Origin of the sequence: Streptomyces sp. NPDC053493 (assembly GCF_044544825.1) — a bacterium.
Lineage (GTDB): Bacteria > Actinomycetota > Actinomycetes > Streptomycetales > Streptomycetaceae > Streptomyces.
In genome coordinates this window covers 210,776-234,997 of record NZ_JBITXS010000001.1, presented here as the reverse complement: position 1 = coordinate 234,997, position 24,222 = coordinate 210,776, and the positions used below count along the sequence as shown (strand labels likewise).

Annotated in this window: 21 protein-coding genes; 14 read left to right on the top strand and 7 right to left on the bottom strand. The window is 72.2% G+C overall.

All coding sequences use genetic code 11. From position 1 onward, the window contains the following. Positions 1 to 4 precede the first annotated feature (4 nt). Positions 5 to 1,165 (bottom strand): PQQ-dependent sugar dehydrogenase, encoded by a 1,161-nt coding sequence (locus ACIGO8_RS01045; protein ID WP_399722457.1) that lies wholly within the window; start codon positions 1,163 to 1,165, stop codon positions 5 to 7. A gap of 87 nt (positions 1,166 to 1,252) precedes the next feature. Continuing rightward, the gene (locus tag ACIGO8_RS01040; protein ID WP_399722454.1) at positions 1,253 to 2,254 is read right to left on the bottom strand and encodes an aldo/keto reductase; all 1,002 of its coding nucleotides are present in this window, start codon (positions 2,252 to 2,254) and stop codon (positions 1,253 to 1,255) included. A 75-nt stretch (positions 2,255 to 2,329) separates the two neighbouring features. On the opposite strand from ACIGO8_RS01040, the gene ACIGO8_RS01035 reads away from it, so the two are divergent. The 7 genes from ACIGO8_RS01035 (at position 2,330) to ACIGO8_RS01005 (ending at position 13,085) form a co-directional block, all read left to right on the top strand. Next, entirely contained in the window at positions 2,330 to 3,292 is a 963-nt protein-coding gene (locus ACIGO8_RS01035) for a 2-hydroxyacid dehydrogenase (protein ID WP_399722451.1), read from the top strand. A gap of 735 nt (positions 3,293 to 4,027) precedes the next feature. Next, on the top strand, positions 4,028 to 6,799 hold the full coding sequence (locus tag ACIGO8_RS01030) for a putative bifunctional diguanylate cyclase/phosphodiesterase (protein WP_399724224.1): 2,772 nt from the start codon (positions 4,028 to 4,030) through the stop codon (positions 6,797 to 6,799). Positions 6,800 to 7,057: 258 nt separating this feature from the next. Further along, positions 7,058 to 8,905: an acetolactate synthase large subunit gene (locus tag ACIGO8_RS01025; protein WP_399722448.1), complete on the top strand. Its 1,848-nt coding sequence runs from the start codon at positions 7,058 to 7,060 to the stop codon at positions 8,903 to 8,905. A gap of 29 nt (positions 8,906 to 8,934) precedes the next feature. Then, positions 8,935 to 9,462 (top strand): acetolactate synthase small subunit, encoded by a 528-nt coding sequence (ilvN, locus tag ACIGO8_RS01020; protein WP_399722446.1) that lies wholly within the window; start codon positions 8,935 to 8,937, stop codon positions 9,460 to 9,462. Between the two features lie 137 nt (positions 9,463 to 9,599). After that, positions 9,600 to 10,601, top strand: a complete 1,002-nt coding sequence (gene ilvC, locus ACIGO8_RS01015) for a ketol-acid reductoisomerase (protein WP_365338012.1) — start codon at positions 9,600 to 9,602, stop codon at positions 10,599 to 10,601. Between the two features lie 235 nt (positions 10,602 to 10,836). Then, the gene (serA, locus tag ACIGO8_RS01010; RefSeq protein WP_399722443.1) at positions 10,837 to 12,426 is read left to right on the top strand and encodes a phosphoglycerate dehydrogenase; all 1,590 of its coding nucleotides are present in this window, start codon (positions 10,837 to 10,839) and stop codon (positions 12,424 to 12,426) included. A gap of 83 nt (positions 12,427 to 12,509) precedes the next feature. Continuing rightward, positions 12,510 to 13,085 (top strand): TetR/AcrR family transcriptional regulator, encoded by a 576-nt coding sequence (locus ACIGO8_RS01005; protein ID WP_399722440.1) that lies wholly within the window; start codon positions 12,510 to 12,512, stop codon positions 13,083 to 13,085. Here ACIGO8_RS01005 and ACIGO8_RS01000 read toward each other — a convergent pair. Continuing rightward, positions 13,082 to 14,485 carry a helix-turn-helix domain-containing protein gene (locus ACIGO8_RS01000; protein ID WP_399722437.1) on the bottom strand — a complete coding sequence of 468 codons (1,404 nt, stop codon included), beginning with the start codon at positions 14,483 to 14,485 and terminating at the stop codon, positions 13,082 to 13,084. The two genes, ACIGO8_RS01005 and ACIGO8_RS01000, sit on opposite strands and share 4 nt — an antisense overlap. Before the next feature lie 196 nt (positions 14,486 to 14,681). Between ACIGO8_RS01000 and ACIGO8_RS00995 the strand changes: the two genes are divergently transcribed. From ACIGO8_RS00995 to ACIGO8_RS00985, 3 genes are all read left to right on the top strand, one after another. Then, the gene (locus tag ACIGO8_RS00995) at positions 14,682 to 15,608 is read left to right on the top strand and encodes a proline dehydrogenase family protein (protein ID WP_399722434.1); all 927 of its coding nucleotides are present in this window, start codon (positions 14,682 to 14,684) and stop codon (positions 15,606 to 15,608) included. A gap of 33 nt (positions 15,609 to 15,641) precedes the next feature. Next, positions 15,642 to 17,273: an L-glutamate gamma-semialdehyde dehydrogenase gene (pruA, locus tag ACIGO8_RS00990; RefSeq protein WP_399722431.1), complete on the top strand. Its 1,632-nt coding sequence runs from the start codon at positions 15,642 to 15,644 to the stop codon at positions 17,271 to 17,273. 146 nt (positions 17,274 to 17,419) lie between these two features. Further along, entirely contained in the window at positions 17,420 to 17,656 is a 237-nt protein-coding gene (locus ACIGO8_RS00985) for a hypothetical protein (protein WP_399722429.1), read from the top strand. Positions 17,657 to 17,722: 66 nt separating this feature from the next. Here the strand turns inward: ACIGO8_RS00985 and ACIGO8_RS00980 are convergent, their stop codons facing one another. After that, positions 17,723 to 18,610: an alpha/beta fold hydrolase gene (locus ACIGO8_RS00980; protein ID WP_399722426.1), complete on the bottom strand. Its 888-nt coding sequence runs from the start codon at positions 18,608 to 18,610 to the stop codon at positions 17,723 to 17,725. A 105-nt stretch (positions 18,611 to 18,715) separates the two neighbouring features. Here ACIGO8_RS00980 and ACIGO8_RS00975 point away from each other — a divergent pair, with 105 nt between their 5' ends. After that, on the top strand, positions 18,716 to 19,255 hold the full coding sequence (locus ACIGO8_RS00975) for a GNAT family N-acetyltransferase (protein ID WP_399722423.1): 540 nt from the start codon (positions 18,716 to 18,718) through the stop codon (positions 19,253 to 19,255). 15 nt (positions 19,256 to 19,270) lie between these two features. Here ACIGO8_RS00975 and ACIGO8_RS00970 read toward each other — a convergent pair whose 3' ends face one another. Next, the gene (locus ACIGO8_RS00970) at positions 19,271 to 20,032 is read right to left on the bottom strand and encodes a hypothetical protein (RefSeq protein WP_399722420.1); all 762 of its coding nucleotides are present in this window, start codon (positions 20,030 to 20,032) and stop codon (positions 19,271 to 19,273) included. Then, the gene (locus tag ACIGO8_RS00965; protein WP_399722417.1) at positions 20,029 to 20,370 is read right to left on the bottom strand and encodes a PadR family transcriptional regulator; all 342 of its coding nucleotides are present in this window, start codon (positions 20,368 to 20,370) and stop codon (positions 20,029 to 20,031) included. The genes ACIGO8_RS00970 and ACIGO8_RS00965 overlap by 4 nt, the downstream gene beginning before the upstream one ends. A gap of 304 nt (positions 20,371 to 20,674) precedes the next feature. Here ACIGO8_RS00965 and ACIGO8_RS00960 point away from each other — a divergent pair, with 304 nt between their 5' ends. Next, the gene (locus tag ACIGO8_RS00960) at positions 20,675 to 20,806 is read left to right on the top strand and encodes a hypothetical protein (RefSeq protein WP_399722415.1); all 132 of its coding nucleotides are present in this window, start codon (positions 20,675 to 20,677) and stop codon (positions 20,804 to 20,806) included. A 138-nt stretch (positions 20,807 to 20,944) separates the two neighbouring features. On the opposite strand, the gene ACIGO8_RS00955 is transcribed toward ACIGO8_RS00960, so the two are convergent. Further along, complete coding sequence (locus tag ACIGO8_RS00955) at positions 20,945 to 21,736, bottom strand: class I SAM-dependent methyltransferase (RefSeq protein WP_399722412.1); 792 nt, start codon at positions 21,734 to 21,736, stop codon at positions 20,945 to 20,947. A gap of 98 nt (positions 21,737 to 21,834) precedes the next feature. On the opposite strand from ACIGO8_RS00955, the gene ACIGO8_RS00950 reads away from it, so the two are divergent. Both ACIGO8_RS00950 and ACIGO8_RS00945 read left to right on the top strand, forming a co-directional pair. Continuing rightward, entirely contained in the window at positions 21,835 to 22,875 is a 1,041-nt protein-coding gene (locus ACIGO8_RS00950; RefSeq protein ID WP_399722410.1) for a 3-isopropylmalate dehydrogenase, read from the top strand. Between the two features lie 244 nt (positions 22,876 to 23,119). Beyond that, entirely contained in the window at positions 23,120 to 24,217 is a 1,098-nt protein-coding gene (locus ACIGO8_RS00945) for a branched-chain amino acid aminotransferase (protein ID WP_399722407.1), read from the top strand. The last annotated feature ends 5 nt before the right edge of the window (positions 24,218 to 24,222 follow it).

The window sequence follows — 24,222 nt, the reverse complement described above, 5'->3', positions numbered from 1 at the left end:
GGCGTCACGGCGTGATCTCCAGCCGGAGGATCCTGTCGTCGCCGGGCCCGGGTGTGCCCCGGGTGTCGGTCTCGCTGGTCACCAGCCAGAGCCGGGTGCCGCCCGCGGTCGCCAGAACCGTGCGCAGCCGCCCGAACTCACCCTTCAGCAACGCCTGCGGCTCCCCGGATCGTTCCGCACCGGAGAGCGGAATGCGCCATAGCCGCTCGCCCCGCAGGCCCGCCATCCAGATCGCGCCCCGCGCGTACGCGATCCCGCTCGGCGAGGCCTCCGCCGTCGGCCACTGGGCCACCGGGTCGGTGAACCCGGTCCGGCCGGCTCTGCCCTCGACCGTCGGCCAGCCGTAATTCCTCCCGGGCTGGATCCGGTTCAGCTCGTCCCAGGTGTCCTGCCCGAACTCCGACGCCCACAGCCGGCCGGCGTCGTCCCAGGCGAGTCCCTGCACATTGCGGTGCCCGTACGACCACACGACGGAGCCCGGGAAGGGATTGCCGGGCGCCGGGCGGCCCTCCGGCGTCATCCGCAGGATCTTGCCGCCGAGCGAGCCCTTGTCCTGGGCCAGCCGCGACCGGCCGGTCTCGCCCGTCCCCGCGTACAGCATCCCGTCCGGCCCGAACGCGATCCGCCCGCCGTTGTGGACCAGGCCCTTCGGGATGCCGGTGAGCACCGGCTCGGGAGGCCCGAGCCGGTCGCCCGCCCCGCCGCCGTACCGCATGCGGACGATCCGGTTGTCCGAGGCGGAGGTCAGATACGCGTACACCCGGTCACCGCGCACCGCGAGGCCCATCAGCCCGCCCTCGCCGCCCGGCACCACGCCGGGCACCTCGCCCAGCGAGGTCCTGTGCCCGGTCCCGGCGTCGACCCGGGTGACCGTCCGCTCGTCGCGCGAGGAGACCAGCAGATCACCGCCCGGCAGCTCGGCCACGCCCCACGGCGATCGCAGGCCCTCGGTCAGCGTGCCCGCCACTCTCACCCTGGCCGCCGCGGGCGGCGTGGAGGCGGCAGGCGACGAGACGGGCGGTGACGAGACGGGCGGGGCCGACGATCCCGGAGAGGTCGCCGCCCGCCCGCCGGCCCCGTCCGACGGCGACGAACAGCCGGCGACCAGCAGCAGCACCGCGGCGGCGCCCGCCACACCTCCCCGCACGACCCGTGCTCGACCCATGCTCCCGATCCCTTCCAGCGGCGATCTTCCCCTCTTGATACACCGCTCGCGCCGATCGGGTTCCCGGCCCCACGCCGGATCATGCGCTCAGTCCCACGACCCCCGGGCCGCCGGCAGCGCCGCGATCTCCGCCAGGTCCGCCGCGTCGAGGACCAGCTCCGCCGCCCGCGCGTTCTCCACCGCCCACCGCTCCCGCTTGGCACCCGGGACCGGGATCACGTGCGGCCCGCGGCCCAGCACCCACGCCAGCGCCACCTGCGCCGGTGTGACCTCCTCGCCGTGCCGCTCCGCCACCCGCCGCAGGCCCGCCACCAGCGGCTGGTTGGCGGCCATCATCTCGGCCGTGAAGCGTGGATGGCGGGCTCGCGGGTCGTCCGCCTCGAAGCCGCCGCCCGGCTTCAGCGTCCCGGTCAGATAGCCGCAGCCCAGCGGCATCGCGGCCAGGAAACCCACACCCCGCGCCGCACACCACGGCAGCAGCCGCTCCAGGGCCTCCGGCGCCCACACCGACAGCTCGGCCTCGACCGCGCTGACCGGGAAGACCTGCTGGATCCGTTCCAGCTGCCGGATCGTTCCCTCGTAGCCACCGCCCGGCGCGCCCCGCCGGCTCGACCGCGCGCCCACCGCGCACAGCCCGAGCGCCCGCACCTTGCCCGCCCGCACCAGCTCGGCCATCGCGCCCCAGGTCTCCTCCACCGGCACCTCGGGGTCGGCCCGGTGCAGCTGGTAGAGGTCGATCACATCGGTCTGCAGCCGCCGCAGCGAGGCGTCGCAGGCCCGCCGCACATAGCCGGGACGGCCGTTGGCCACCACGTGCCCGTCGCCCACGAGCAGCCCGCACTTCGTCGACACGAAGGCGTCCGCGCGGCGCTCCTTGAGCACCCGGCCGAGCAGCAGCTCGTTGGTGAAGGGGCCGTACATGTCGGCGGTGTCGAGCAGGCTCACCCCGGCGTCCAGGGCCGCGTGCACCGTCCGCAGCGAATGGTCGCCCCGCTGCTGCGAGCGGCTGTAGGCCCAGCTCATCGGCATGCATCCGAGGCCCACCGCACCCACACCGAGCGCCGCCGCCCCGATCGTCCTGCGCTCCACCTGCCGGTACCCCTCCCTGTGCCGCCCCCCAAAGTAACCAATGGCGTGCGGGATTCTTCGCATAGCCTCGCGAGCATGACACTCGACGACACCGCCGCTGACGTGTGGCTTCCGATTCCCGCGGACGAGATCGACGGGCTTCCCGCGCCCGGCGCCTCGGGCCTGAACTACCGATTCTGGGACGGCGGACCGGACTTCCCGGCCGATCCCGCCCGCTGCGCGTTCTACGTCGTGCCCTACATGAAGGGCGAGGAGATCGCCTGCCGGCCGCTGGCCCGGATGAGCTCCGTGCGGGTCGTGCAGACGCTGTCCGCCGGCATCGACCACGTCACGCCCGGGCTTCCCGCGCTGCGGCCGGGCGTGCGGCTGTGCAACGCGAAGGGCGTGCACGAGGCCAGCACCGCCGAACTGACGCTCGCCCTGATCCTCGCCTCGCTGCGCGGCATCCCCGGCTTCGTCCGCGGCCAGGACGCCGAGGAGTGGCGGGCCGGCTTCTATCCGGCGCTCGCGGACAAGTCGGTGCTGATCGTCGGCCACGGATCGATCGGCGCGGCCATCGAGGACCGGCTCGTTCCCTTCGAGTGCGCGCGGGTCGTGCGCGTCGCGCGCTCCGCGCGTGCCACCGAGCGCGGTCCCGTGCATCCTCTCTCCGAGCTGCCCGCGCTGCTGCCCGAGGCCGACGTCGTGGTGCTCTCCACGCCGCTCACCGCCGACACCCGTCACCTGGCCGACGCCGGCTTCCTCGCCCGGATGAAGGACGGCGCCCTCCTGGTCAACGTGGCGCGCGGCCCCGTGGTGGACACGGCGGCGCTCCTGAAGGAGGTCGAGAGCGGCCGGATCACCGCGGCGCTCGACGTCACCGACCCGGAGCCGCTGCCCGCCGGCCACCCGCTCTGGCACGCGCCCGGCGTCCTGATCAGCCCTCATGTCGGCGGCTCCACCTCGGCGTTCATGCCGCGCGCGAAGCGACTGCTCGCGGCGCAGCTGACCCGGTTCGCGGCCGGGGAGGAGCCGGCGAACCTGGTCCTGACCACCTAGGGGGTGTCTCGTCGATCATGCCCGGTCCGTGGCCACGGCCTCGGACGGGCGTGCGCCCCCCGAGTGCGCCCCTCGCGAGCCCCTAGATCGTCACGCAGAGTACTGCGACCCTGTCCCTGAGTGACGATCCTGGTGTATGGTCCCGGGGCGGGGGACTGCGTCGGGAACGGGCAGACGCTGGGGAGCGAAGTGACGGGACATCAGATTCCGAGGGGGGCGACGGGTGGAGCACGGCCGAGCGACCGACGATCCGGCGCGCCGCAGCCGCCGCCGGCCACCCTCCCGCACCTCACGGCCGCCCTGCCGGACCAGCCGGTCCCGGCCGGTGCCGACCACGCCGCCGAGCCCGGCAGGCCCGGCGCCGTGCCCGCGCCCCGCGCGGCCGGCGCCCTCGCCGACGACCTCGACCCACGCCCGGCGCCCCGCGCCCCCGCCGGCGACCCGGGCCCGCACCCCGCGTCACGGACGGCCGGCGGCGCCGCGGCCGACGGTTCCGGGGCGGTCCGCCCGGCCGCGGCCGCCGGCGGCCGTCGGCGCTGCGAGGCCGACCGGGACTCCGGCGGGTGCGGCGGGCACGAGCCGGCGCGGGCGGAGCGGCAGGCGAGCGCGCACGAGCATCCCGGCGAGATCGCGGAGGGGCCGGTGAGCACCGGCGCGCTCGTCGGGCGCCGGCCGGTCGCCACCGGCCCCGCGTCGCCGCGGCGGCCCGCACCGGGCGCCGCAGGGCCCGGCGGCGTGCTCGCGCAGATCGGGCTCGGGCTCGTCTGCGGCGGATACGCCACCGGCGCCGCGCTCGGCTGGGGCTCCCGGCAACTCGCCGTGTGCATGGGCGACTTCGGGCTGAGCGCCGCCGCGCTCGCCGCCGCCGTCTCCTGCCTGCTCTACGCCCGCGGCCACCACCGCAGCTTCCGCCCCGCCTGGCTGCTCTTCGCCTTCTCCTCCTTCATGGCCGCCACCGGAAACGCCGTCTGGGGCTGGTACGAGGTCGTGCTCCGCCAGGAGGTGCCCAGCCCCTCCGTCGCGGACGTGTGCTTCCTGCTCTTCGCCCCGCCCGCCATCGTCGGCCTGCTCGTCCTCGCCAAGAAGCCCGTCACGCGGGCCGGCTGGGTCTGCCTCGGGCTCGACGCCTGGCTGATCGGCGGCTCCCTGCTGACCCTCTCCTGGAGCCTGGCGCTCGCGCACACCGCGTACGTCTCGGGCGAGAGCGTCGCCAGGGCCGCGCTCTCCCTCGCGTATCCGCTGCTCGACATCGTGCTCGTCAGCATGGTGCTCGCGCTGCACTTCCGCCGCTCCCACGTCAACCGGTCCGCGATCAACACGGCCATCGCCGCCCTCGCGCTCACCGTGCTGTGCGACGCCCTGTTCACCTCGCCGCTGCTGCGCGAGCACTACAGCTCCGGCCAGCTCCTCGACGCGGGCTGGTTCGCCGGCTCCCTGCTGCTCGCCTACGCGCCGTGGGGCGTGCGCCGGCCCGCCGACGGCGGTCACGTCGCCGTCCGCGCCCGGCACCCGCACAGCCGCCCGCTGGCCGGCTCGCTGGCCGCGCTCACGCCGTACCTCGCCGCGGCGGTCTGCACGCTGAGCATCCTGTACAACGTCGTCGAGGGACGCAGCGTGGACCGCGTCGTCGTCCTCACCGGCTGCACGGTGGTGCTCGCGCTGGTCGTCCGGCAGGGCATCATGCTGCTCGACAACATCGCCCTCACCCATGAACTCGCCCAGAAGGAGAACCACTTCCGGTCGCTCGTGCAGGGCTCCAGCGACGTCATCATGATCGCCGCGCCCAGCGGCATCCTCCGCTACGTGAGCCCCGCCGCCGCCGGCGTGTACGGGCGCGAGGCCGAGGAGCTGGTCGGCTCCGAGCTCGCCTCCCTCATCCATCCCGAGGACCTGGGCGCCGTCGTCCACGAGGTGCGCCGCTTCCTGGCCGCCTCCCCGTCCGAGGAGCCCACCACCCGGATCGAGTGCCGCTTCCGCTCCGGCCGCGGCGACTGGCTCAACGTCGAGTCCACCGTCAACCGCCACCAGGGCGGCCTGATCTTCAACAGCCGCGACGTCACCGAGCGCGTCCGCCTCCAGGCGCAGCTGCGGCACAACGCCGAGCACGACCCGCTCACCGACCTGCCCAACCGGGCCCTGTTCACCGAGCGGGTGCGGGGCGCGCTCAGCGGCCGCCGCTCCTCCGACCCCGGCACCGCCGTGCTCTTCATCGACCTCGACGGCTTCAAGGCCGTCAACGACCGGCTCGGCCACCAGGCCGGCGACGAACTGCTCGTCCAGGCCGCCCGCCGGCTCCAGGACTCCGTACGGTCCGGCGACACCGCCGCCCGGCTCGGCGGCGACGAGTTCGCCGCGCTCATCCTCGGTGACGGCACCCGCGACCGGGCCGAGCGCGAGTGCCGGGTCCACGAGATCGCCGACCGGCTGCGGCTGCGGCTCTCCCAGCCGTACCGGCTCGACAGCGGCAACGAGGTGCGGGTCGCCGCCTCCATCGGCGTCGCCTTCGCCGAGCCCGGCATCGGCGCCGGGGACCTGCTGCGCAACGCCGACCTGGCCATGTACCGGGCCAAGGCCGGCGGCAAGGACCGCGTCGAGCTCTACGCCCCGCAGATGCAGGCGGAGGTCGTCCGCCGCACCGAGCTCGCCGCCCGGCTGCGCACCGCCCTGCACGACGGCGAGTTCGCCCTGCTGCACCAGCCCGTGGTCGACCTCGCCACCGGACGGATCACCGCCGTGGCCGCGCAGGCCCGCTGGCGCTCCGCGCAGGGAATCCTCTTCACGCCGGCCGAGTTCCTGCGGGCCGCCGACGACGGCGAGCGCACCGCCGAGCTCGGCCGCTGGCTCCTGGAGGAGGCCGTCGAGCAGGCCGCCGAGCGGGCCGGGATCGGCCATCGCACCCCGGTCACCGTCCGGCTCTCCGCCCGCCGTCTGCTCGACCGCTCGCTGCCGCTGGGCTCCGTCGAGTCCCTGCTCACCCGGCACGGCCTGCCGTCCGGGTCCCTGATCATCGAGCTCGCCGACAGCGACCCGCGCGACCCGCGGGTCACCTTCGACGAACTGGAGCAGCGCCTCGCCGCCCTGCGCCGCCTGGGCGTCAGGATCGCGCTCGACGGGTTCGGCAGCGGACACGCCGCCATCAACGCCCTGCGCCGGCTCCCGGTCGACATACTGAAGCTGGACCGCGGCCTCGTCGAGGGCATCGTGGAATCGGCCAGACTGCGCAAGATCACCAGCGGTCTGCTGCGCATCGCCGGCGACCTCGGGATGCAGTCCGTCGCCGACGGCGTGGACATGCCCGAGCAGGTGCTCGCGCTGCGTTCCATGGGCTGCACCCATGGTCAGGGCATGGCCTTCGCCGGTCCGCTCGACGAGTACCGGCTGCGCCGGGCCCTGGTGCGCGACGAGTACCCGCTGCCGGGTGCCATGGCCGTGAGCGCGGGCACCGCGAGTGTCCCGAACCGTACCTCGTTGCGCTCAAATAGTGAGACGCCCGTCCCACCCACTTGACAGTGACGGTGCGTCGGGGGGAGGGTCAGTGCCATGCGCACCCGAATTCTCGTACTTGGAAAGCGCGTCGGCTGAGGCAGGCCCACGAGTAGGCCGCCTGTAATCGCACCCGACGCGCTCCCCTCGCTTGCCTCCCGGCACGAGGGGTTTTTTGTTGCACCGGCTCGCCCCGAAAACGAGTCAAACCCTCCTGAAACGCCTCGCACACCGCCTCGCACCACACCTCGCCAAACCCTCTGCTTCGAGAAGAGAACGCTGATGACCGAGCAGGCCACCGGGCACCATCCGCAGCCGCGCACCCGTGGCGGAGCACAGCCCGCCTCCCCCGTCGAGCACGTCACGGGTGCGCAGTCCCTCATTCGCTCTCTCGAGGAAGTGGGGGCCGACACCGTCTTCGGCATCCCGGGCGGCGCCATCCTCCCGGCGTACGACCCGATGATGGACTCGAAGCGGGTGCGCCACGTCCTGGTCCGCCACGAGCAGGGCGCGGGCCACGCCGCCACCGGCTACGCGCAGGCCACCGGCAAGGTCGGCGTCTGCATGGCGACCTCCGGTCCCGGTGCCACCAACCTGGTCACGCCGATCGCCGACGCCCACATGGACTCGGTCCCGCTCGTCGCGATCACCGGTCAGGTCGCCTCCAAGGCGATCGGCACGGACGCCTTCCAGGAGGCGGACATCTGCGGCATCACGATGCCGATCACCAAGCACAACTTCCTGGTCACCAAGGCCGAGGACATCCCGCGGACGATCGCCGAGGCCTTCCACATCGCCTCCACCGGCCGCCCCGGCCCGGTCCTGGTCGACATCGCCAAGGACGCCCTCCAGGCGAAGACCACGTTCAGCTGGCCGCCGCAGACCGACCTGCCCGGCTACCGCCCGGTCACCAAGCCGCACGCCAAGCAGATCCGCGAGGCCGCCAAGCTGATCACCTCCGCCCGGCGCCCCGTCCTGTACGTCGGCGGCGGCGTCCTGAAGGCCGGCGCCACCGCCGAGCTGAAGGTCCTCGCGGAGCTCACCGGCGCCCCGGTCACCACCACCCTGATGGCCCTGGGCGCGTTCCCCGACAGCCACCCGCTGCACGTGGGAATGCCGGGCATGCACGGTGCGGTCACCGCCGTCACCGCGCTGCAGAAGGCCGACCTGATCGTCGCCCTCGGAGCCCGCTTCGACGACCGCGTCACCGGCAAGCTGGACAGCTTCGCCCCGTTCGCCAAGATCGTCCACGCCGACATCGACCCGGCCGAGATCGGCAAGAACCGCGCCGCCGACGTCCCGATCGTCGGTGACGCCCGCGAGGTCATCGCCGACCTGGTCCAGGCCGTCCAGGCCGAGCACAGCGAGGGCCACAAGGGCGACTACACCGCCTGGTGGAGCGACCTCAACCGCTGGCGCGAGACCTACCCGCTCGGCTACGACCTGCCGGAGGACGGCAGCCTCTCGCCGCAGCAGGTCATCGAGCGGATCGGCAAGCTCGCGCCCGAGGGCACGATCTTCGCCGCCGGCGTCGGCCAGCACCAGATGTGGGCCGCCCACTTCGTCGACTACGAGAAGCCGCGCACCTGGCTCAACTCCGGCGGCGCCGGGACGATGGGCTACGCGGTCCCGGCCGCCATGGGCGCCAAGGCCGGCGAGCCGGACCGCACGGTCTGGGCGATCGACGGCGACGGCTGCTTCCAGATGACGAACCAGGAGCTCGTCACCTGCGCCCTGAACAACATCCCGATCAAGGTCGCCATCATCAACAACGGCGCCCTCGGCATGGTCCGTCAGTGGCAGACCCTGTTCTACAACCAGCGCTACTCCAACACCGTGCTGCACTCCGGCCCGGACGACGTCAACCCGGAGGCGCGGGGCACCCGCATCCCGGACTTCGTCAAGCTGTCCGAGGCCATGGGCTGTGTCGCGCTGCGCTGTGAGGACCCGGCCGACCTCGACAAGGTCATCGAGCAGGCCAACGCCATCAACGACCGCCCGGTCGTGATCGACTTCATCGTCCACGAGGACGCCCAGGTCTGGCCGATGGTCGCCGCCGGCACCTCCAACGACGAGGTCATGGCCGCGCGGGGCGTCCGCCCCGACTTCGGCGACGGCGAAGACGACTGAAGCGCAGAGCGAAGGAAGAGACCCACACCATGTCCACCAAGCACACGCTCTCCGTCCTGGTCGAGAACACGCCCGGCATCCTCGCCCGGATCGCCGCCCTGTTCTCCCGCCGCGGCTTCAACATCGACTCGCTCGCCGTCGGTGTCACCGAGCACTCCGACATCTCCCGCATCACCATCGTGGTCAGTGTCGAGGACCTGCCGCTGGAGCAGGTGACCAAGCAGCTCAACAAGCTGGTCAACGTCCTGAAGATCGTCGAACTCGAGCCCAGCGCCGCGATCCAGCGCGAGCTCGTCCTGGTGAAGGTCCGCGCCGACAACGAGACCCGCTCCCAGATCGTCGAGATCGTCCAGCTGTTCCGCGCCAAGACCGTGGACGTCTCGCCCGAGGCGGTCACCATCGAGGCCACCGGTTCGAGTGACAAGCTGGAGGCGATGCTCAAGATGCTCGAGCAGTTCGGCATCAAGGAGCTCGTCCAGTCCGGCACGATCGCCATAGGGCGTGGCGCCCGGTCCATCACGGACCGGTCCCTGCGGGCCCTCGACCGCAGCGCCTGACGGATCCCGGCGATCCGTCCGTCGAGCCTGGCGGTGCCTCCGGTCCAACCGGCGGTCCGCCTGGCGAGACCCGAAATCCTTCCTCCCGCACCCCGCCGTACGGTGGGAGCAACACCAGCACCTCAAGGAGATTCCCAGTGGCCGAGCTGTTCTACGACGACGACGCCGACCTGTCCATCATCCAGGGCCGCAAGGTCGCGGTGATCGGTTACGGCAGCCAGGGCCACGCCCACGCGCTGTCGCTCCGTGACTCGGGTGTCGACGTCCGCGTCGGTCTGCACGAGGGCTCCAAGTCCAAGGCCAAGGCCGAGGAGCAGGGCCTGCGCGTGGTGACCCCGGCCGAGGCCGCCGCCGAGGCCGACGTCATCATGATCCTGATCCCGGACCCGATCCAGGCCCAGGTCTACGAGGCGTCCATCGCCCCGAACCTGAAGGACGGCGACGCGCTGTTCTTCGCGCACGGCTTCAACGTCCGCTTCGGCTTCATCAAGCCCCCGGCCGGCGTGGACGTCGCCCTGGTCGCCCCGAAGGGCCCGGGCCACCTGGTCCGCCGCCAGTACGAGGAGGGCCGCGGCGTCCCCGCGATCGCCGCGGTCGAGCAGGACGCCACCGGCAACGCGTTCGCCCTGGCCCTGTCCTACGCCAAGGCCATCGGCGGCACCCGCGCCGGCGTCATCAAGACGACCTTCACCGAGGAGACCGAGACCGACCTCTTCGGCGAGCAGGCCGTTCTCTGCGGCGGCGCCTCCGCGCTCGTCAAGGCGGGCTTCGAGACCCTGGTCGAGGCCGGCTACCAGCCGGAGATCGCCTACTTCGAGTGCCTCCACGAGCTGAAGCTCATCGTCGACCTCATGTACGAGGGCGGCCTGGAGAAGATGCGCTGGTCCGTCTCCGAGACGGCCGAGTGGGGCGACTACATCACCGGCCCGCGCATCATCACGGACGCCACCAAGGCCGAGATGAAGAAGGTCCTCACCGACATCCAGGACGGCACCTTCGCCAAGAACTGGATGGACGAGTACCACGGCGGTCTGAAGAAGTACAACGAGTACAAGACCCAGGACGAGAAGCACCTCCTGGAGACCACCGGCAAGGAGCTGCGCAAGCTCATGAGCTGGGTGAACGACGAGGAGGCGTAAGCCTCTCGGCACGGGGCCGGACAGTCCGTCCGGCCCCGTGTCACATCCTTGGACAGCCCGTCCAACCACGGACGGGTGATCCTTCCATCGAGGCGTACGAGGTGCACGGACGCACCACTACACTTCTCAACAACATCGCGTCTGGCCCACAGCGTCGTGCGCTTCCACGCGGCAAGCCCCTCCACCGCCTGCGGCCGTCGGGACGGCCGTCCGCACTGCCCTTGTGAGGACTCACGTGAGCTCGAAACCCGTCGTACTCATCGCTGAAGAGCTGTCGCCCGCCACCGTCGACGCCCTGGGACCGGACTTCGAGATCCGGCACTGCAACGGCGCCGACCGCGCCGAGCTCCTTCCCGCGATCGCCGATGTCGACGCCATCCTGATCCGCTCCGCGACCAAGGTCGACGCGGAGGCCATCGCCGCCGCCAGGAAGCTCCGGGTCGTCGCCCGCGCCGGTGTCGGTCTCGACAACGTGGACGTGTCCGCCGCCACCAAGGCCGGCGTGATGGTCGTGAACGCCCCGACCTCCAACATCGTCACCGCCGCCGAGCTCGCCTGCGGTCTGCTCGTCGCCACCGCGCGCAACATCCCGCAGGCCAACGCCGCGCTCAAGAACGGCGAGTGGAAGCGTTCGAAGTACACGGGCGTCGAGCTCAGCGAGAAGACCCTCGGCGTCGTCGGTCTCGGCCGCATCGGTGTCCTGGTCGCCCAGCGGATGTCCGCGTTCGGCATGAAGATCGTCGCCTACGACCCCTACGTGCAGCCGGCCCGCGCCGCCCAGATGGGGGTGAAGCTGCTGGCCCTGGACGAGCTCCTGGAGGTCGCCGACTTCATCACCGTCCACCTGCCCAAGACCCCGGAGACCCTCGGTCTCATCGGCGACGAGGCGCTGCACAAGGTCAAGCCGTCCGTCCGGATCGTCAACGCGGCCCGCGGCGGGATCGTCGACGAGGCGGCGCTGTACTCGGCGCTGAAGGAGGGCCGGGTCGCCGGCGCGGGCCTCGACGTGTACGCGAAGGAGCCCTGCACGGACTCCCCGCTCTTCGAGCTCGACCAGGTCGTCTGCACCCCGCACCTGGGCGCCTCGACGGACGAGGCGCAGGAGAAGGCCGGTATCGCGGTGGCCCGTTCGGTGCGCCTGGCGCTCGCCGGCGAGCTGGTCCCGGACGCGGTCAACGTCCAGGGCGGTGTCATCGCCGAGGACGTGAAGCCGGGTCTGCCGCTGGCCGAGAAGCTCGGCCGCATCTTCACCGCGCTCGCGGGCGAGGTCGCGGCCCGTCTCGACGTCGAGGTGTACGGCGAGATCACCCAGCACGACGTCAAGGTGCTCGAACTCTCCGCGCTCAAGGGCGTGTTCGAGGACGTGGTCGACGAGACCGTGTCCTACGTCAACGCGCCGCTGTTCGCGCAGGAGCGCGGTGTCGAGGTGCGTCTGACGACCAGCTCCGAGTCGCCCGACCACCGGAACATGGTCACCGTGCGCGGCACGCTCGCGGGCGGCCAGGAGGTCTCGGTCTCCGGCACGCTGGCGGGCCCGAAGCACCTGCAGAAGATCGTCGCGGTCGGCGAGTACGACGTGGACCTGTCGCTGGCCGACCACATGGTGGTGCTGCGCTACGAGGACCGTCCCGGTGTGGTCGGCACGGTCGGCCGGATCCTCGGCGAGGCCGGTCTGAACATCGCGGGCATGCAGGTCTCCCGTACGGAGGAGGGCGGCGAGGCGCTGGTCGTCCTCACCGTCGACGACACCGTCCCGGCGAACGTGCTCGCGGAGATCGCGACGGAGATCGGCGCGGCCTCGGCCCGCTCGGTCAACCTGGTCTGACGCACCGCCCTCCCGAGGGCCCGTACCCGGCCGCTATACGGATGTCTTAGACAGTCGTCTAGCCGCCGGGTACAGTGCTGTCCATGGGACACAAGGAAGACCTGCTCGAAGGCGCCAAGCGCTGCCTCCTGGAGAAGGGCTACGCCCGCACCACGGCCCGTGACGTCGTGGCCGCCTCCGGCACCAACCTCGCCTCCATCGGCTACCACTACGGCTCCAAGGACGCCCTGCTCCAGCAGGCCTTCCTCGCCCTCACCGAGGAGTGGGGCGAGGCCGCCGGAGCCGCGGGCGCCGAAGGCCGCAAGGCCCTGCCGGCCGACCCGTACGAACGCTTCCGCGCCGTCTGGGAGCAGGTCATCGCCGGCGCCGCCGCGGCCCGCCCGGTCTGGAAGCTCCAGACCGAGGTCGTCACCCGCATCGACGACGACGACACGCTCCTCGAAGCCATCAAGGAACCCCAGCGCGAGGGCCGCCTCGGCATGGCCCAGACCTTCCTCGGCATCGACCCGGACCAGGATCCCGAGAAGGCCCGCGTGGCCGGCCTGCTCTGCCAGGCCCTCGCCACCGGCGTGATGATCCAGTGGCTGGTGGACCCGGAGACGGCGCCCAGCGCGGACGACCTGACGGCAGGTCTCAAGGTGCTGATGGGCGAGGACTAGAGCCGCGCCGCTTTCAGGGCCATGTGGAGCAGCAGCCGGTCCTCGCCCGCGTCCAGGTCGAGGCCGGTGAGCTGTTCGACGCGGGAGAGGCGGTAGTAGAGGGTCTGGCGGTGGATGCCGAGGGCGCTCGCCGTGCGGCCCGCCTGGCCCGCGTGGTCGAGGAACACCTCGGCGGTGCGCGCCAGTTCGGCGTGGGCCGGGGCGAGCAGGGCGCGGACCGCCGGATCGGGTTCGGCCGGCGGGAGGGCGGTCAGCATCCGGTACGGGCCGATGGCGGACCATTCCGCGAGCGGGCCCAGATGCGGCTGGGCCGTGGCCGCGCGGGCGGCCGAGGCCGCCTCCCGCCAGGCGACGTCCAGGTCCGCGAGCCCGCGGCGGGGACCGGCGATGCCGGCCACGGCCGCCGGGCCCGCCGTGCCGCGCAGGCGGTCGGCGGCGGTGGCGGCGGGGGAGAGGTTGTCGGCCGACCGCAGCCGTACGAGCGCGGCGAGCGCACGGGCCGAGCCCGGGTCGTACGGCCCCGCCCCGGGCCCGGTCCCCGGATCCGGAGCGGCGCCGGCCGCGCCGCGGCCCGTCACGGACTCCTGGCCCGGGCCCGCGCCCGCGGCCCCGCCCGGAGGCGCCGTGGACGCGCTCCGGCCGGCGCTCCCGGCCGGCTGCCGCGCCGCGCCCCGGCCCGCACCGCTCCGGCCCGCCGCGCCCCGGCTCGTACCGCCCCGGCCGCCGCCGCCCGGCTCCGGTGCCGAGGGCGTCGGCGGCGCTCCCGCCGGTGGCCGCCACGGCACCGTGCACAGGGCCGCCGCGCCCGGCACCGTACGCGGCGACGGGGTGTCCTCGCCGGGCCAGGGCGCCAGGCAGACCAGGGCGTGCAGGCCCTCCGCGTCCGGGCCGAGGGCGGTGCGCAGGGCGGTGACGGCCATGTCGTACTGCCAGCCGCGTTCCGCCGTCAGGGTGGCCCGCAGTTCGCGGGAGAGGTCCGCGCCGGCCCGTTCCTCGTCGGCCAGCAGGTCGCCGATCCGCGCGGCGACCTCCATCGCGGCGCCGAGCCGTTCGTGCGACGGGCCCGGCTCGGCGTCGAGCAGCCAGACGTATCCGAGGACGACACCCCGATGGCGTACCGGCAGACAGATCCGGTCCCGGAAGACGCCCGCGTCCGGCGCGGCCGGGATGCGCACCGGACCGGTCGCCCGGGTGATGCCGAAGCCCTCGAACCAGGCCCGGACCGCCGGCGTCGACTTCCGCGTGAGGATCGAGCGGGTGCGCACCGGGTCCATGGCGCTGTCGTCCTCGCTGTCGTGCGCGCCGAAGGCGATCAGGCCGAAGTCCCGGTTCTCCAGGGTCGCCGGGGCGCCGAGCAGCGCCGAGATCTCGTCCACCAGGTCCTGGTAATCGCCCTTCACAGCGCCCATTCTCGCACCGCCGGATCGATCCTTCAGACAGATGTCTGAGGCCGGGACCACGGATGCGTGACAGCTGTAGATGGCGGACGATCGGAGCGATCCTTAGGTTTCACGGTGGTTATCCGTGCTGTTCCCGGTTCCTTACGGAACACGGTGTAACGGCACCTTTCGTCACCCTGCCCTCTGGAGGTCCCCCGTGCTGGGTCCCGTGATCCTCGCCGCGTCGCGCAGCGACAAGATGCGCCGTTTCGTGTCGGCCGCCCCCGGGACCAAGCAGGTCGTGGCTCGCTTCATCGCCGGCGAGACGGTGAACGACGTGGTCCCGATCGTGCAGGACCTGACCGCCCGCGGCCTGGAGGTCACCCTCGACGTGGTCGGTGAGGACATCACCACCGTCGAGCAGTCCTACGCCGCCCGCGACGCCTATCTCGAGCTGATCGGCCGCCTCAAGGAGCTGGGCCTGGGCGCCCGCGCCGAGATGTCCGTCAAGCTCTCGATGTTCGGCCAGTCGCTGGAGAACGGCCACGAGCTGGCCCTCGCGAACGTCCGCCCGGTCGTCGCGGCCGCCGCCGAGATCGGCACCACCGTCACCCTCGACGCCGAGGACCACACCACCCTCGACTCGATGTTCGCCATCCACGAGGAGCTGCGGAAGGACTTCCCGCAGACCGGCTGCGTCATCCAGGCGTACCTCTTCCGCACCGAGGACGACGCCCGCCGCCTCGCCGCCAACGGCTCGCGCGTGCGGATCGTGAAGGGCGCCTACAAGGAGCCCGCCTCCGTCGCCATCCAGGACAAGCCCGAGATCGACAAGGCGTACGTCCGGATCATGAAGATCCTGATGGAGGGCGAGGGCTACCCGATGATCGGGTCCCACGACCCGCGCCTCATCTCCGTCGGCCAGGAGCTCGCCCGCCGCGCCGGGCGCAAACTGGACGAGTACGAGTTCCAGATGCTCTACGGCATCCGCAGCGAGGAGCAGAACCGGCTCGCGGCCGAAGGGCACCGGATGCGCGTCTACACGGCGTACGGCACCGACTGGTACGGCTACTTCATGCGCCGCCTCGCGGAGAAGCCGGCCAACCTCCTCTTCTTCGTCCGCTCCATCCTCACCAAGGGCTGAGCCCCACACCCCTCCGAAGGAGTTCCGAGACTCATGGACGCTGTGACCCAGGTCCCCACTCCCGTCAACGAGCCGGTGCACGGCTACGCCCCCGGCTCCGCCGAGCGCACCCGTCTGGAGGCCAAGCTCAAGGAGCTGGCCGACAACCCGCGCGAGCTGCCGATGACCATCGGCGGCGTGAAGCGCATGGGCGGCGGCGAGCGCGTCGACGTCGTGCAGCCGCACAACCACAAGTCCGTCATCGGCACCTTCGCCGGCGCCACCGAGGCGGACGCCCAGGACGCCATCGACGCCGCCCTGGCCGCCGCCCCGGCCTGGCGCGCGATGTCCTTCGACGACCGCGCGGCGATCATCCTGCGCGCCGCCGAGCTGCTGGCCGGCCCGTGGCGCGAGACGCTGGCCGCGTCCACCATGCTCGGCCAGTCCAAGACCGCGCAGCAGGCCGAGATCGACACCCCGTGCGAGCTCGTCGACTTCTGGCGCTTCAACGTCGCCTACGCCCGCCAGATCCTGGCCGAGCAGCCGCCGGCCAACTCCCCGGGCGTGTGGAACCGTCTGGACCACCGCCCGCTGGAGGGCTTCGTCTACGCGATCACGCCGTTCAACTTCACGGCCATCGCGGGCAACCTGCCGACCGCTCCCGCCCTCATGGGCAACGTGGTCGTCTGGAAGCCGTCCCCGACCCAGACCCACTCCGCCGTGCTCCTCATGGAGCTCCTGGAGGAGGCCGGTCTGCCGAAGGGCGTCATCAACCTGGTGACCGGCGACGGCATCGCCGTCTCCGAGGTGGCCCTGAACCACCCCGACCTGGCCGGCATCCACTTCACCGGCTCGACCAAGACCTTCCAGCACCTGTGGAAGACGGTCGGCAACAACATCGAGAAGTACCGCTCCTACCCGCGGATCGTCGGCGAGACCGGCGGCAAGGACTTCGTCGTCGCCCACCCGAGCGCCGACCGCGCCGTCCTGAAGACCGCGCTGACCCGCGGCTCCTTCGAGTTCCAGGGCCAGAAGTGCTCCGCGTCCTCGCGTGCGTACATCCCGGCGTCCATCTGGAACGACGGCTTCAAGGAGGAGTTCGCGGCCGAGGTCGACGGCATCAAGATGGGTGACGTCACCGACCTGTCGAACTTCATCGGCGCCGTCATCGACGACCGTGCCTTCGCCAAGAACAAGGCCGCGATCGACCGCGCCAAGGCCGACGCCTCGTGCACGATCGTCGCCGGCGGCACGTACGACGACTCCGAGGGCTACTTCGTCCGCCCGACGGTCATCGAGTGCACCGACCCGGCCAACGAGGTCTTCACGACCGAGTACTTCGGCCCGATCCTCGCGGTGTACGTCTACGACGACGCGAAGTACGACGAGATGCTGGCCCAGATGGAGTCGGTCTCCGACTACGCCCTCACCGGCTCGGTCATCGCGAACGACCGCGCGGCCGCCGCGTACACCATGGAGAAGCTGCGCTTCGCGGCCGGCAACTTCTACATCAACGACAAGTCGACCGGCGCCGTCGTCGGCCAGCAGCCCTTCGGCGGCGGCCGCGCCTCCGGCACCAACGACAAGGCCGGCGCCCCGCAGAACCTGATGCGCTGGACCCTGACCCGGGCCATCAAGGAGACCCTGGTCCCGCCGACCGACTACACCTACCCCCACATGGGCTGACGCCCTCCGCCTCCGCCTCCGGAGGCCTCTGGTCACCGCCCCCCTCCTCGGTCCCCCAACTGAGGACGGGGGCGGTTCTCATGCGGGGGCGGATCGTCCGGGGCGGGCTTAGGCTGCTGGGAAGGGGGCCGGCGAGGAGGTAGGGCATGCCTGGTTCGACGACCCTCGGTCCCGGGCACGGGGTCGACGCGATCGAGCACACCGACGCGCAGCGGATGACCGGGGTGATGCGGGAGCTGCACCGGCTGCTCACCGCCACCGGACCCGAGCGGATCACGGACGCGCAGGCCGCCGCCCTGTGCGGGGGCGAGGCGGGCGCGCGCGGAGAGCTCACCGCCTGGGTGGAGCGGGTGACCCGCGAGCTGGAGCGGGCCACGGCCTGACCGGGACCTGCCGGGCTACGGCCTGGCCGGACCCATGGGGCTGCGGCCTGGCCGAACCGTCCCGGGCTACGGCCTGGCCGGGACCCGCCGGGCCAGGAAGTCGCCGATGAGGTCGGCGATGGCCGGGGCGTGGGTCTCCAGGGCGAAGTGCCCGGTCGGCAGGAGGTGGACCTCGGCGTCCGGGAGGTCGCGGCGGAAGGCCTCGGCGCCGGCGGGGACGAAGACCTGGTCGCCTTCGCCCCAGACGGCGAGGAGCGGGACCCGGGTGGTGCGGAAGTACTCCTGGAAGGCCGGGTAGAGGGCGAAGTTGGAGCCGTAGTCGGCGATCAGGCCGAGCTGGATCTCGTCCTGGCCCTCGCGGGCCATCAGGGCGGCGTCCTGGTGCCAGGCGTCCGGGTCGAGCAGGTCGCGGAACTCGGGCGGGACGCCCGTCTCGTACTGCCAGCGGATGCCGTCGAGGGAGCGGATGGCGCGGACCGGGGCCTCGGTCCTCGGGCTGCGGTCGGCGATCAGGGCGAGGACGGGGGCCCAGGCGTCGGCGCCGAGGCCCTCCTCGTAGGCGTTGCCGTTCTGGCTGACGATCGCGGTGACGCGCTCGGGGTGGGCGAGGGCGAGGCGCAGGCCGATGGGGGCGCCGTAGTCCTGGATGTAGAGCGCGAACCGGTCGAGGCCGAGCGCCTCGGTGAACTCCGAGGTCAGCGAGGCGAGTTCGGCGAAGGTGTAGGAGAAGTCGGCCGCGGCGGGCGCCGCGCTGCGGCCGAAGCCCAGGTGGTCGGGCGCGATCAGGCGGTAGCGGTCGGCGAGCCGCGGGATGAGGTCGCGGAACATGCGCGAGCTGGTGGGGAAACCGTGCAGCAGGAGCAGGACGGGTGCGTCGGCGGGGCCCGCCTCCCGGTAGAAGATCTCGTGGCCGCGGACGGTGACGGTGCGGTGGTGGATCGGCAGAACGGACATCTTCTCTAACCCCTCATGCGGCAAATGGTGGTTACGGAAGGAGTCAACCGCGCAGACGCCTAACCTGTCAATGACGTGAAGGTGGTTAGATGGAAGACTGGGGCGATGGAGATGCTCACCGCGCCCACGCACGAGCTCGGAGCCGGCCGGCTCCGCGCCGTACGCCGTCTGCTCGACGCCGCCTTCGACGGGGACTTCTCGGACGAGGACTGGGACCACACCCTCGGCGGCGTCCACGCCTGGGCCGAGGACGAACGCGGCCTCGCCGCCCACGGCGCCGTCGTGCTGCGGCGGGTGCTGTACCGGCGGCGCTCGTACCGCATCGGTTACGTCGAAGGAGTCGCCGTACGCGCCGATCTGCGGCGGCAGGGCCTCGGCGGGCGGATCATGGGCGAGCTGGAGCGGGTCATCGACGACGGGATGTACGCGTTCGGGGCGCTCAGCGCCTCCGACGACGGGGCCGCGCTCTACACGAGCCGCGGCTGGCGGCTCTGGCGCGGCAGGATCGAGGCCCTCGGCCCGGACGGGATCGTGCGGCTGCCCGACGAGGAGGGCGGTGCCTATCTGTGGCCCGCCGCCGGGCGGGCGCTGCCGGAACCCGCCGCGCCGCTCGTCTTCGACTGGCGGGACGGCGACGTCATGTGACGCGACGTCGCGGAGTCAGGCGTCGTCGCGAGCCGCCTTCTCCTTCTCCCTTTCCTTCTCCTTCTCCTTCTCCTTCTCCTTCTTCTCTTTCTCCTTCGTCGTCTCCAGCTGTGAGGTCCACACCGCCGACACCAGCCCGCCCGTCGCGCACAGCACCGCCAGCCCCGGCAGGCCGAGCGCCACGTACGCCGCCGCCATGCCCAGCGCCCACACCGCGAGCAGCACCTTGGCCCGACGGCTCAGGAACAGCCACCGGCCCGGCGCCGCAGGCGGCTCGGCCAGGGTGCCGGCCGGGCCCGCGGTCGCCGCCTTCGGACGCTTGAAGTAGCCGTACACCAGCCACTCACCGCACAGCTCCCAGCCCTCCGGCGAGAGCTCGTCGAGCACCCGGGCCTTCCGCCGGCCGCCGCCGAGCACCTCGCGGCGGTACTCCCAGAGCAGCGCCGAGCCCGGCGACCGCCGGCAGACGAACCGGCCGAGCGCGTCCAGCGACTCGACCTCCCAGCCCTGGTCGCCGTGGACGGCCAGCATCCGCCGGTCGTTGAAGAGGTCCGCCGTCCACGTCCAGTGCTCCGCCGCCGCGTCCGGCTCGCCCGGCTCGGGAGCCAGGCCGCCCAGCTGCGCCGCGAACCGGTCGGCCGGCCCGAACTCCGCCTCAGGAGCCGTGCCGGTCTCCGCCACGTGCCCGCGCAGATCGGCCACGGTGGCCGCGATCTGCTCCTCCGGCACACCGGAGCCGCGCAGAGCGGCGGACAGCTCGTCGAAGTAGTCGGTCATGATGTGCTTCCCCCTGCGTGCAGCTTGCCTTCCACGGCGCGGTGGAACTCGGTCCAGGCCGCGCTCTCGGCCGCGAGATGCGTGCGGCCCCCGTCGGTCAGCCGGTAGTAACGCCGCCCGGGTCCGCGCTCGGCGGCCCGGAACTCGGCCTCGACCAGTCCCGCCTCCTCCAGGCGGTTCAGTACGGGATAGAGCGTCCCGCCCTTGATCTCGCCGAGGCCCGCCTCGGCCAGGGACCGGGCGATCTCGTACCCGTAACTCTCCTCGTCGGTCAGGCAGGAGAGGACGAGTAGGTCGAGAACTCCCTTGAGCCAGCTGGATCTGCGGTCTACGGCCATGACCGCATTCCATCACTACCTAGGTAGGAAAGCAATCTAGCTAGCGGAGCAGGCAAGGGTCGGGCGCCGGATGATCGCCGTCTCAGATAGTAGGAAGTCCGAGTAATTGTGGAGACAGATGCGGCGCCCTGCCCTAGCTTTGTAGAAGCCGAACGTCCCGCTCCATCGAGCGCAGGGCGGTCGAGAGCGCGACGCCCCGAGCAGGCAATCCCTGCGGCGGCGCTCCCCGCCCCTTCCGGCGCCTTCGATCACCACTGATCTCCGCACGTCCGGATCACCACTGATCTCAAGGAGTCGATCCCTCATGGCCGCTCAGACCGCCCGCCGCGTCCGCCACTCCTCCTCCCGTCCCAGCGACGACGCCCGCAAGGCCGCCGCCGCGGCCCTCCAGCGCGCCCTCGACCGCCGCGACAACGGCGGCGCCACCGGCCACTGACGGGCCCTACCGCGGCCACGGCCACCGGCCGTCGACCGCCGGCCGTCGACCGCCGGCCGTCGACCGCCGGCCGTCGCCCATCGGCCGTCGCCCATCGGCCATCGACCGGCGGTCCCGCTCCGGTCAGGCCCGGGCGGGCTACGCCTCCGCCGTGTGCTCCGGCTTGCGCGCCTCGATCAGCGTGCGTGCCGAGTGCGCCACGAACGGGCCCCGCTCGCGGATCTGCGCGTCCAGCTCGCGCAGCCGCGGCAGCTGCCCGGCCACCGTGAAGCCGGGCACGATCCAGATGACCTTGCGCAGGAACCAGACCACGGCGCCGACGTCGTGGAACTCCATGCGCAGCCGCTCGGAGCGCAGGTCCACGACCTCCAGGCCGGCGGCGCGGGCCGCCGCGGCCTCGTCGTCGGGATGCCGCAGCCGGGCCGCCTCCGGCTGCGGGCCCAGGAAGTACTCGACCAGCTCCCACACGCTCGCCGGGCCCACGTGCTGCGCCAGGTACGTGCCGCCGGGCCGCAGCACCCGGGCGATCTCCGCCCACCACACCGTGGCCGGATGCCGGCTGGTGACCAGGTCGAAGGCCGCGTCGCCGAACGGCAGCGGCGGCTCGTCCGGGTCCGCCACCACCACGACCCCGCGCGGGTGCAGCAGCTCGGTGGCACGTGCGACGTTCGGCGGCCAGGACTCGGTGGCCGCCGCCGTCGCCGGCAGCGCCGGCACGCCCGCGAGCACCTCGCCGCCGCCGGTCTGGACGTCCAGCGACGCCGAGGCGCGGGCGAGCCGCTCGCCGATCAGCCGCTGATAGCCCCAGGACGGCCGCCGCTCGGTCGCCCGCCCGTCCAGCCAGGAGAAGTCCCAGCCGTCCACGGACGCCTGCGACGCCTCCGCCACGAGTTCCTCGAAGGTCCGGGAGTTTCCCACCGTGTGCGTCATGGCTCCATCATCGGCGGCGCGCCTCCTCGCGAGCAGGAGGATCGTCCGCATCCTGGACGTGATGTGTCAGACGATGGGACGAAGAGTAGGGTGCCGACATGTCTCACAGCATCGATCTCGCAGTCATCCCCGGCGACGGCATCGGCCAGGAGGTCGTGGCCCAGGGCCTCAAGGTCCTCGCGGCCGCCCTTCCCCAGGATGTGAAGCTGGAGACGAAGGAGTACGACTTCGGCGCCAAGCGCTACCACGCGACCGGTGAGACCCTCACCGACGCCGACCTCGACGCCCTCAAGCAGCACGACGCGATCCTGCTCGGCGCGATCGGCGACCCGTCGGTCCCGTCCGGCGTCCTGGAGCGGGGCTTCCTGCTGAAGCTGCGCTTCGCCTTCGACCACCACGTCAACCTGCGCCCCTCCAAGCTGCTCCCCGGCGTCGCGACCCCGCTCGCCGGCCAGCCCGAGATCGACTTCGTCGTCGTCCGCGAGGGCACCGAGGGCCCGTACACGGGCAACGGCGGCACCATCCGCAAGGGCACCGAGCACGAGGTCGCCACCGAGGTGTCCGTGAACACGGCCTACGGTGTCGAGCGCGTGGTCCGGGACGCCTTCGCCCGCGCCCAGGCCCGGCCCCGCAAGAAGCTGACGCTGGTCCACAAGAACAACGTCCTGACCTTCGCGGGCCACCTGTGGACCAACATCTTCAACAAGGTCGCGGCCGAGTTCCCCGAGGTCACGACCGACTACCTGCACGTCGACGCCGCGACGATCTTCCTCGTCACCGACCCGGCCCGCTTCGACGTCATCGTCACCGACAACCTCTTCGGTGACATCATCACTGACCTCGCCGCGGCCGTCTCCGGCGGCATCGGCGTCGCCGCCTCCGGCAACATCAACCCGAGCGGCGAGTTCCCGTCCATGTTCGAGCCGGTCCACGGTTCCGCGCCGGACATCGCGGGTCAGGGCAAGGCCGACCCGACGGCCACCGTGCTCTCGGTCGCCCTCCTGCTGCGCCACCTCGGCTACGAGACCGAGGCCGCCCGGATCGAGGCGGCCGTCGCCGCCGACCTCACCGAGCGTGGCGACACGGTCCGCACCACGGACGAGATCGGCGACGCGCTCGCGGTACGAGTAGCGAGCTGACCCGCCGCTGAGCATCTCCACCCAGCCGCCGGGTCGCACACCGCACCCGGCGGCTGTACCTATGCGGTCGCCGGGTGTCACCATCGAACCCTTGGACCGCGCACACACCGTTTCCCGCACCGGTCCCCACGCGCGATAATCGAACGTGGGGCCGCGGCATGCGGGAAAGCTCGGACGTCCTAGCAGTAGTGCCTAGCGGCGTGAGCGCGGTCCGACACACACAACCGGTGAAGGACAAGCACTCATGACGACGCCCACCATCGAGCTCAAGCCCTCCTCCAGCCCGCTGTCCGACGCGGAGCGCGAGGCGATCCTGGCCAACCCGGGATTCGGCCGGCACTTCACCGACCACATGGTCACCATCCGCTGGACGGAGGGCCGCGGCTGGCACGACGGCCAGCTCGTGCCGTACGGCCCGCTCTCGCTCGACCCGGCCACCAACGTCCTGCACTACGCCCAGGAGATCTTCGAGGGCCTGAAGGCCTACCGCCGGCCCGACGGTTCGGTCGCCACCTTCCGCCCCGACGCCAACGCCCGCCGTTTCCAGGCCTCCGCGCACCGGCTCGGCATGCCCGAGCTGCCGGTCGAGACCTTCGTCGAGGCCTGTGACGTCCTGGTCCGGCAGGACGAGCGGTGGGTCCCGGAGCACGGCGGCGAGGCCTCGCTCTACCTGCGTCCGTTCATGATCGCCACCGAGGTCGGGCTCGGTGTCCGCCCGGCGAACGAGTACCTGTTCGTGGTCATCGCCTCGCCGGCCGGCCCGTACTTCCCCGGCGGCGTCAAGCCGGTCTCCATCTGGGCCTCCGAGGACCGCGTCCGCGCCGTCCCCGGCGGCATGGGCGACGCCAAGACCGGCGGCAACTACGCGGCCTCCCTGCTCGCGCAGGCCGAGGCGGCGGCCAAGGGCTGCGACCAGGTCTGCTACCTCGACGCGGTCGAGCACAAGTGGGTCGAGGAACTCGGCGGCATGAACCTGTACTTCGTGTACGGGAACAAGATCGTCACCCCGACGCTCACCGGTTCGCTGCTCGCCGGCATCACCCGCGACTCGCTCCTCAAGGTCGCCCGCGACCTCGGTTACGAGTCCGAGGAGGCCCGCGTCTCCATCGACCAGTGGCAGGCCGACACCGAGAACGGCACCCTCACCGAGGTCTTCGCCTGCGGCACCGCCGCCGTCATCACCCCGGTCGGCACGGTCAAGTCCGCCCGGGGCGAGTGGCAGCAGTCGGGCGGACAGCCGGGCGAGGTCACGATGAAGCTGCGCGAGGCGCTGCTCGCCATCCAGACCGGCAAGGCCGAGGACGTCCACGGCTGGATGCACGAGCTGGGCGGAGCCAAGTAAGGCTT

What these genes read in the sequence shown, in the direction of transcription:
- ACIGO8_RS00965 (WP_399722417.1), bottom strand. Translation starts at nt 20,370, where the DNA reads ATGGCCGTAGACCGCAGATCCAGCTGGCTCAAGGGAGTTCTCGACCTA.
- ACIGO8_RS01045 (WP_399722457.1), bottom strand. Translation starts at nt 1,165, where the DNA reads ATGGGTCGAGCACGGGTCGTGCGGGGAGGTGTGGCGGGCGCCGCCGCG.
- ACIGO8_RS01035 (WP_399722451.1), top strand. Translation starts at nt 2,330, where the DNA reads ATGACACTCGACGACACCGCCGCTGACGTGTGGCTTCCGATTCCCGCG.
- ACIGO8_RS00960 (WP_399722415.1), top strand. Translation starts at nt 20,675, where the DNA reads ATGGCCGCTCAGACCGCCCGCCGCGTCCGCCACTCCTCCTCCCGTCCC.
- ACIGO8_RS00950 (WP_399722410.1), top strand. Translation starts at nt 21,835, where the DNA reads ATGTCTCACAGCATCGATCTCGCAGTCATCCCCGGCGACGGCATCGGC.
- pruA (WP_399722431.1), top strand. Translation starts at nt 15,642, where the DNA reads ATGGACGCTGTGACCCAGGTCCCCACTCCCGTCAACGAGCCGGTGCAC.
- ilvN (WP_399722446.1), top strand. Translation starts at nt 8,935, where the DNA reads ATGTCCACCAAGCACACGCTCTCCGTCCTGGTCGAGAACACGCCCGGC.
- ACIGO8_RS00945 (WP_399722407.1), top strand. Translation starts at nt 23,120, where the DNA reads ATGACGACGCCCACCATCGAGCTCAAGCCCTCCTCCAGCCCGCTGTCC.
- ACIGO8_RS00980 (WP_399722426.1), bottom strand. Translation starts at nt 18,610, where the DNA reads ATGTCCGTTCTGCCGATCCACCACCGCACCGTCACCGTCCGCGGCCAC.
- ACIGO8_RS00985 (WP_399722429.1), top strand. Translation starts at nt 17,420, where the DNA reads ATGCCTGGTTCGACGACCCTCGGTCCCGGGCACGGGGTCGACGCGATC.
- ACIGO8_RS00955 (WP_399722412.1), bottom strand. Translation starts at nt 21,736, where the DNA reads ATGACGCACACGGTGGGAAACTCCCGGACCTTCGAGGAACTCGTGGCG.
- ACIGO8_RS00970 (WP_399722420.1), bottom strand. Translation starts at nt 20,032, where the DNA reads ATGACCGACTACTTCGACGAGCTGTCCGCCGCTCTGCGCGGCTCCGGT.
- ACIGO8_RS01005 (WP_399722440.1), top strand. Translation starts at nt 12,510, where the DNA reads ATGGGACACAAGGAAGACCTGCTCGAAGGCGCCAAGCGCTGCCTCCTG.
- ACIGO8_RS01025 (WP_399722448.1), top strand. Translation starts at nt 7,058, where the DNA reads ATGACCGAGCAGGCCACCGGGCACCATCCGCAGCCGCGCACCCGTGGC.
- ACIGO8_RS00975 (WP_399722423.1), top strand. Translation starts at nt 18,716, where the DNA reads ATGGAGATGCTCACCGCGCCCACGCACGAGCTCGGAGCCGGCCGGCTC.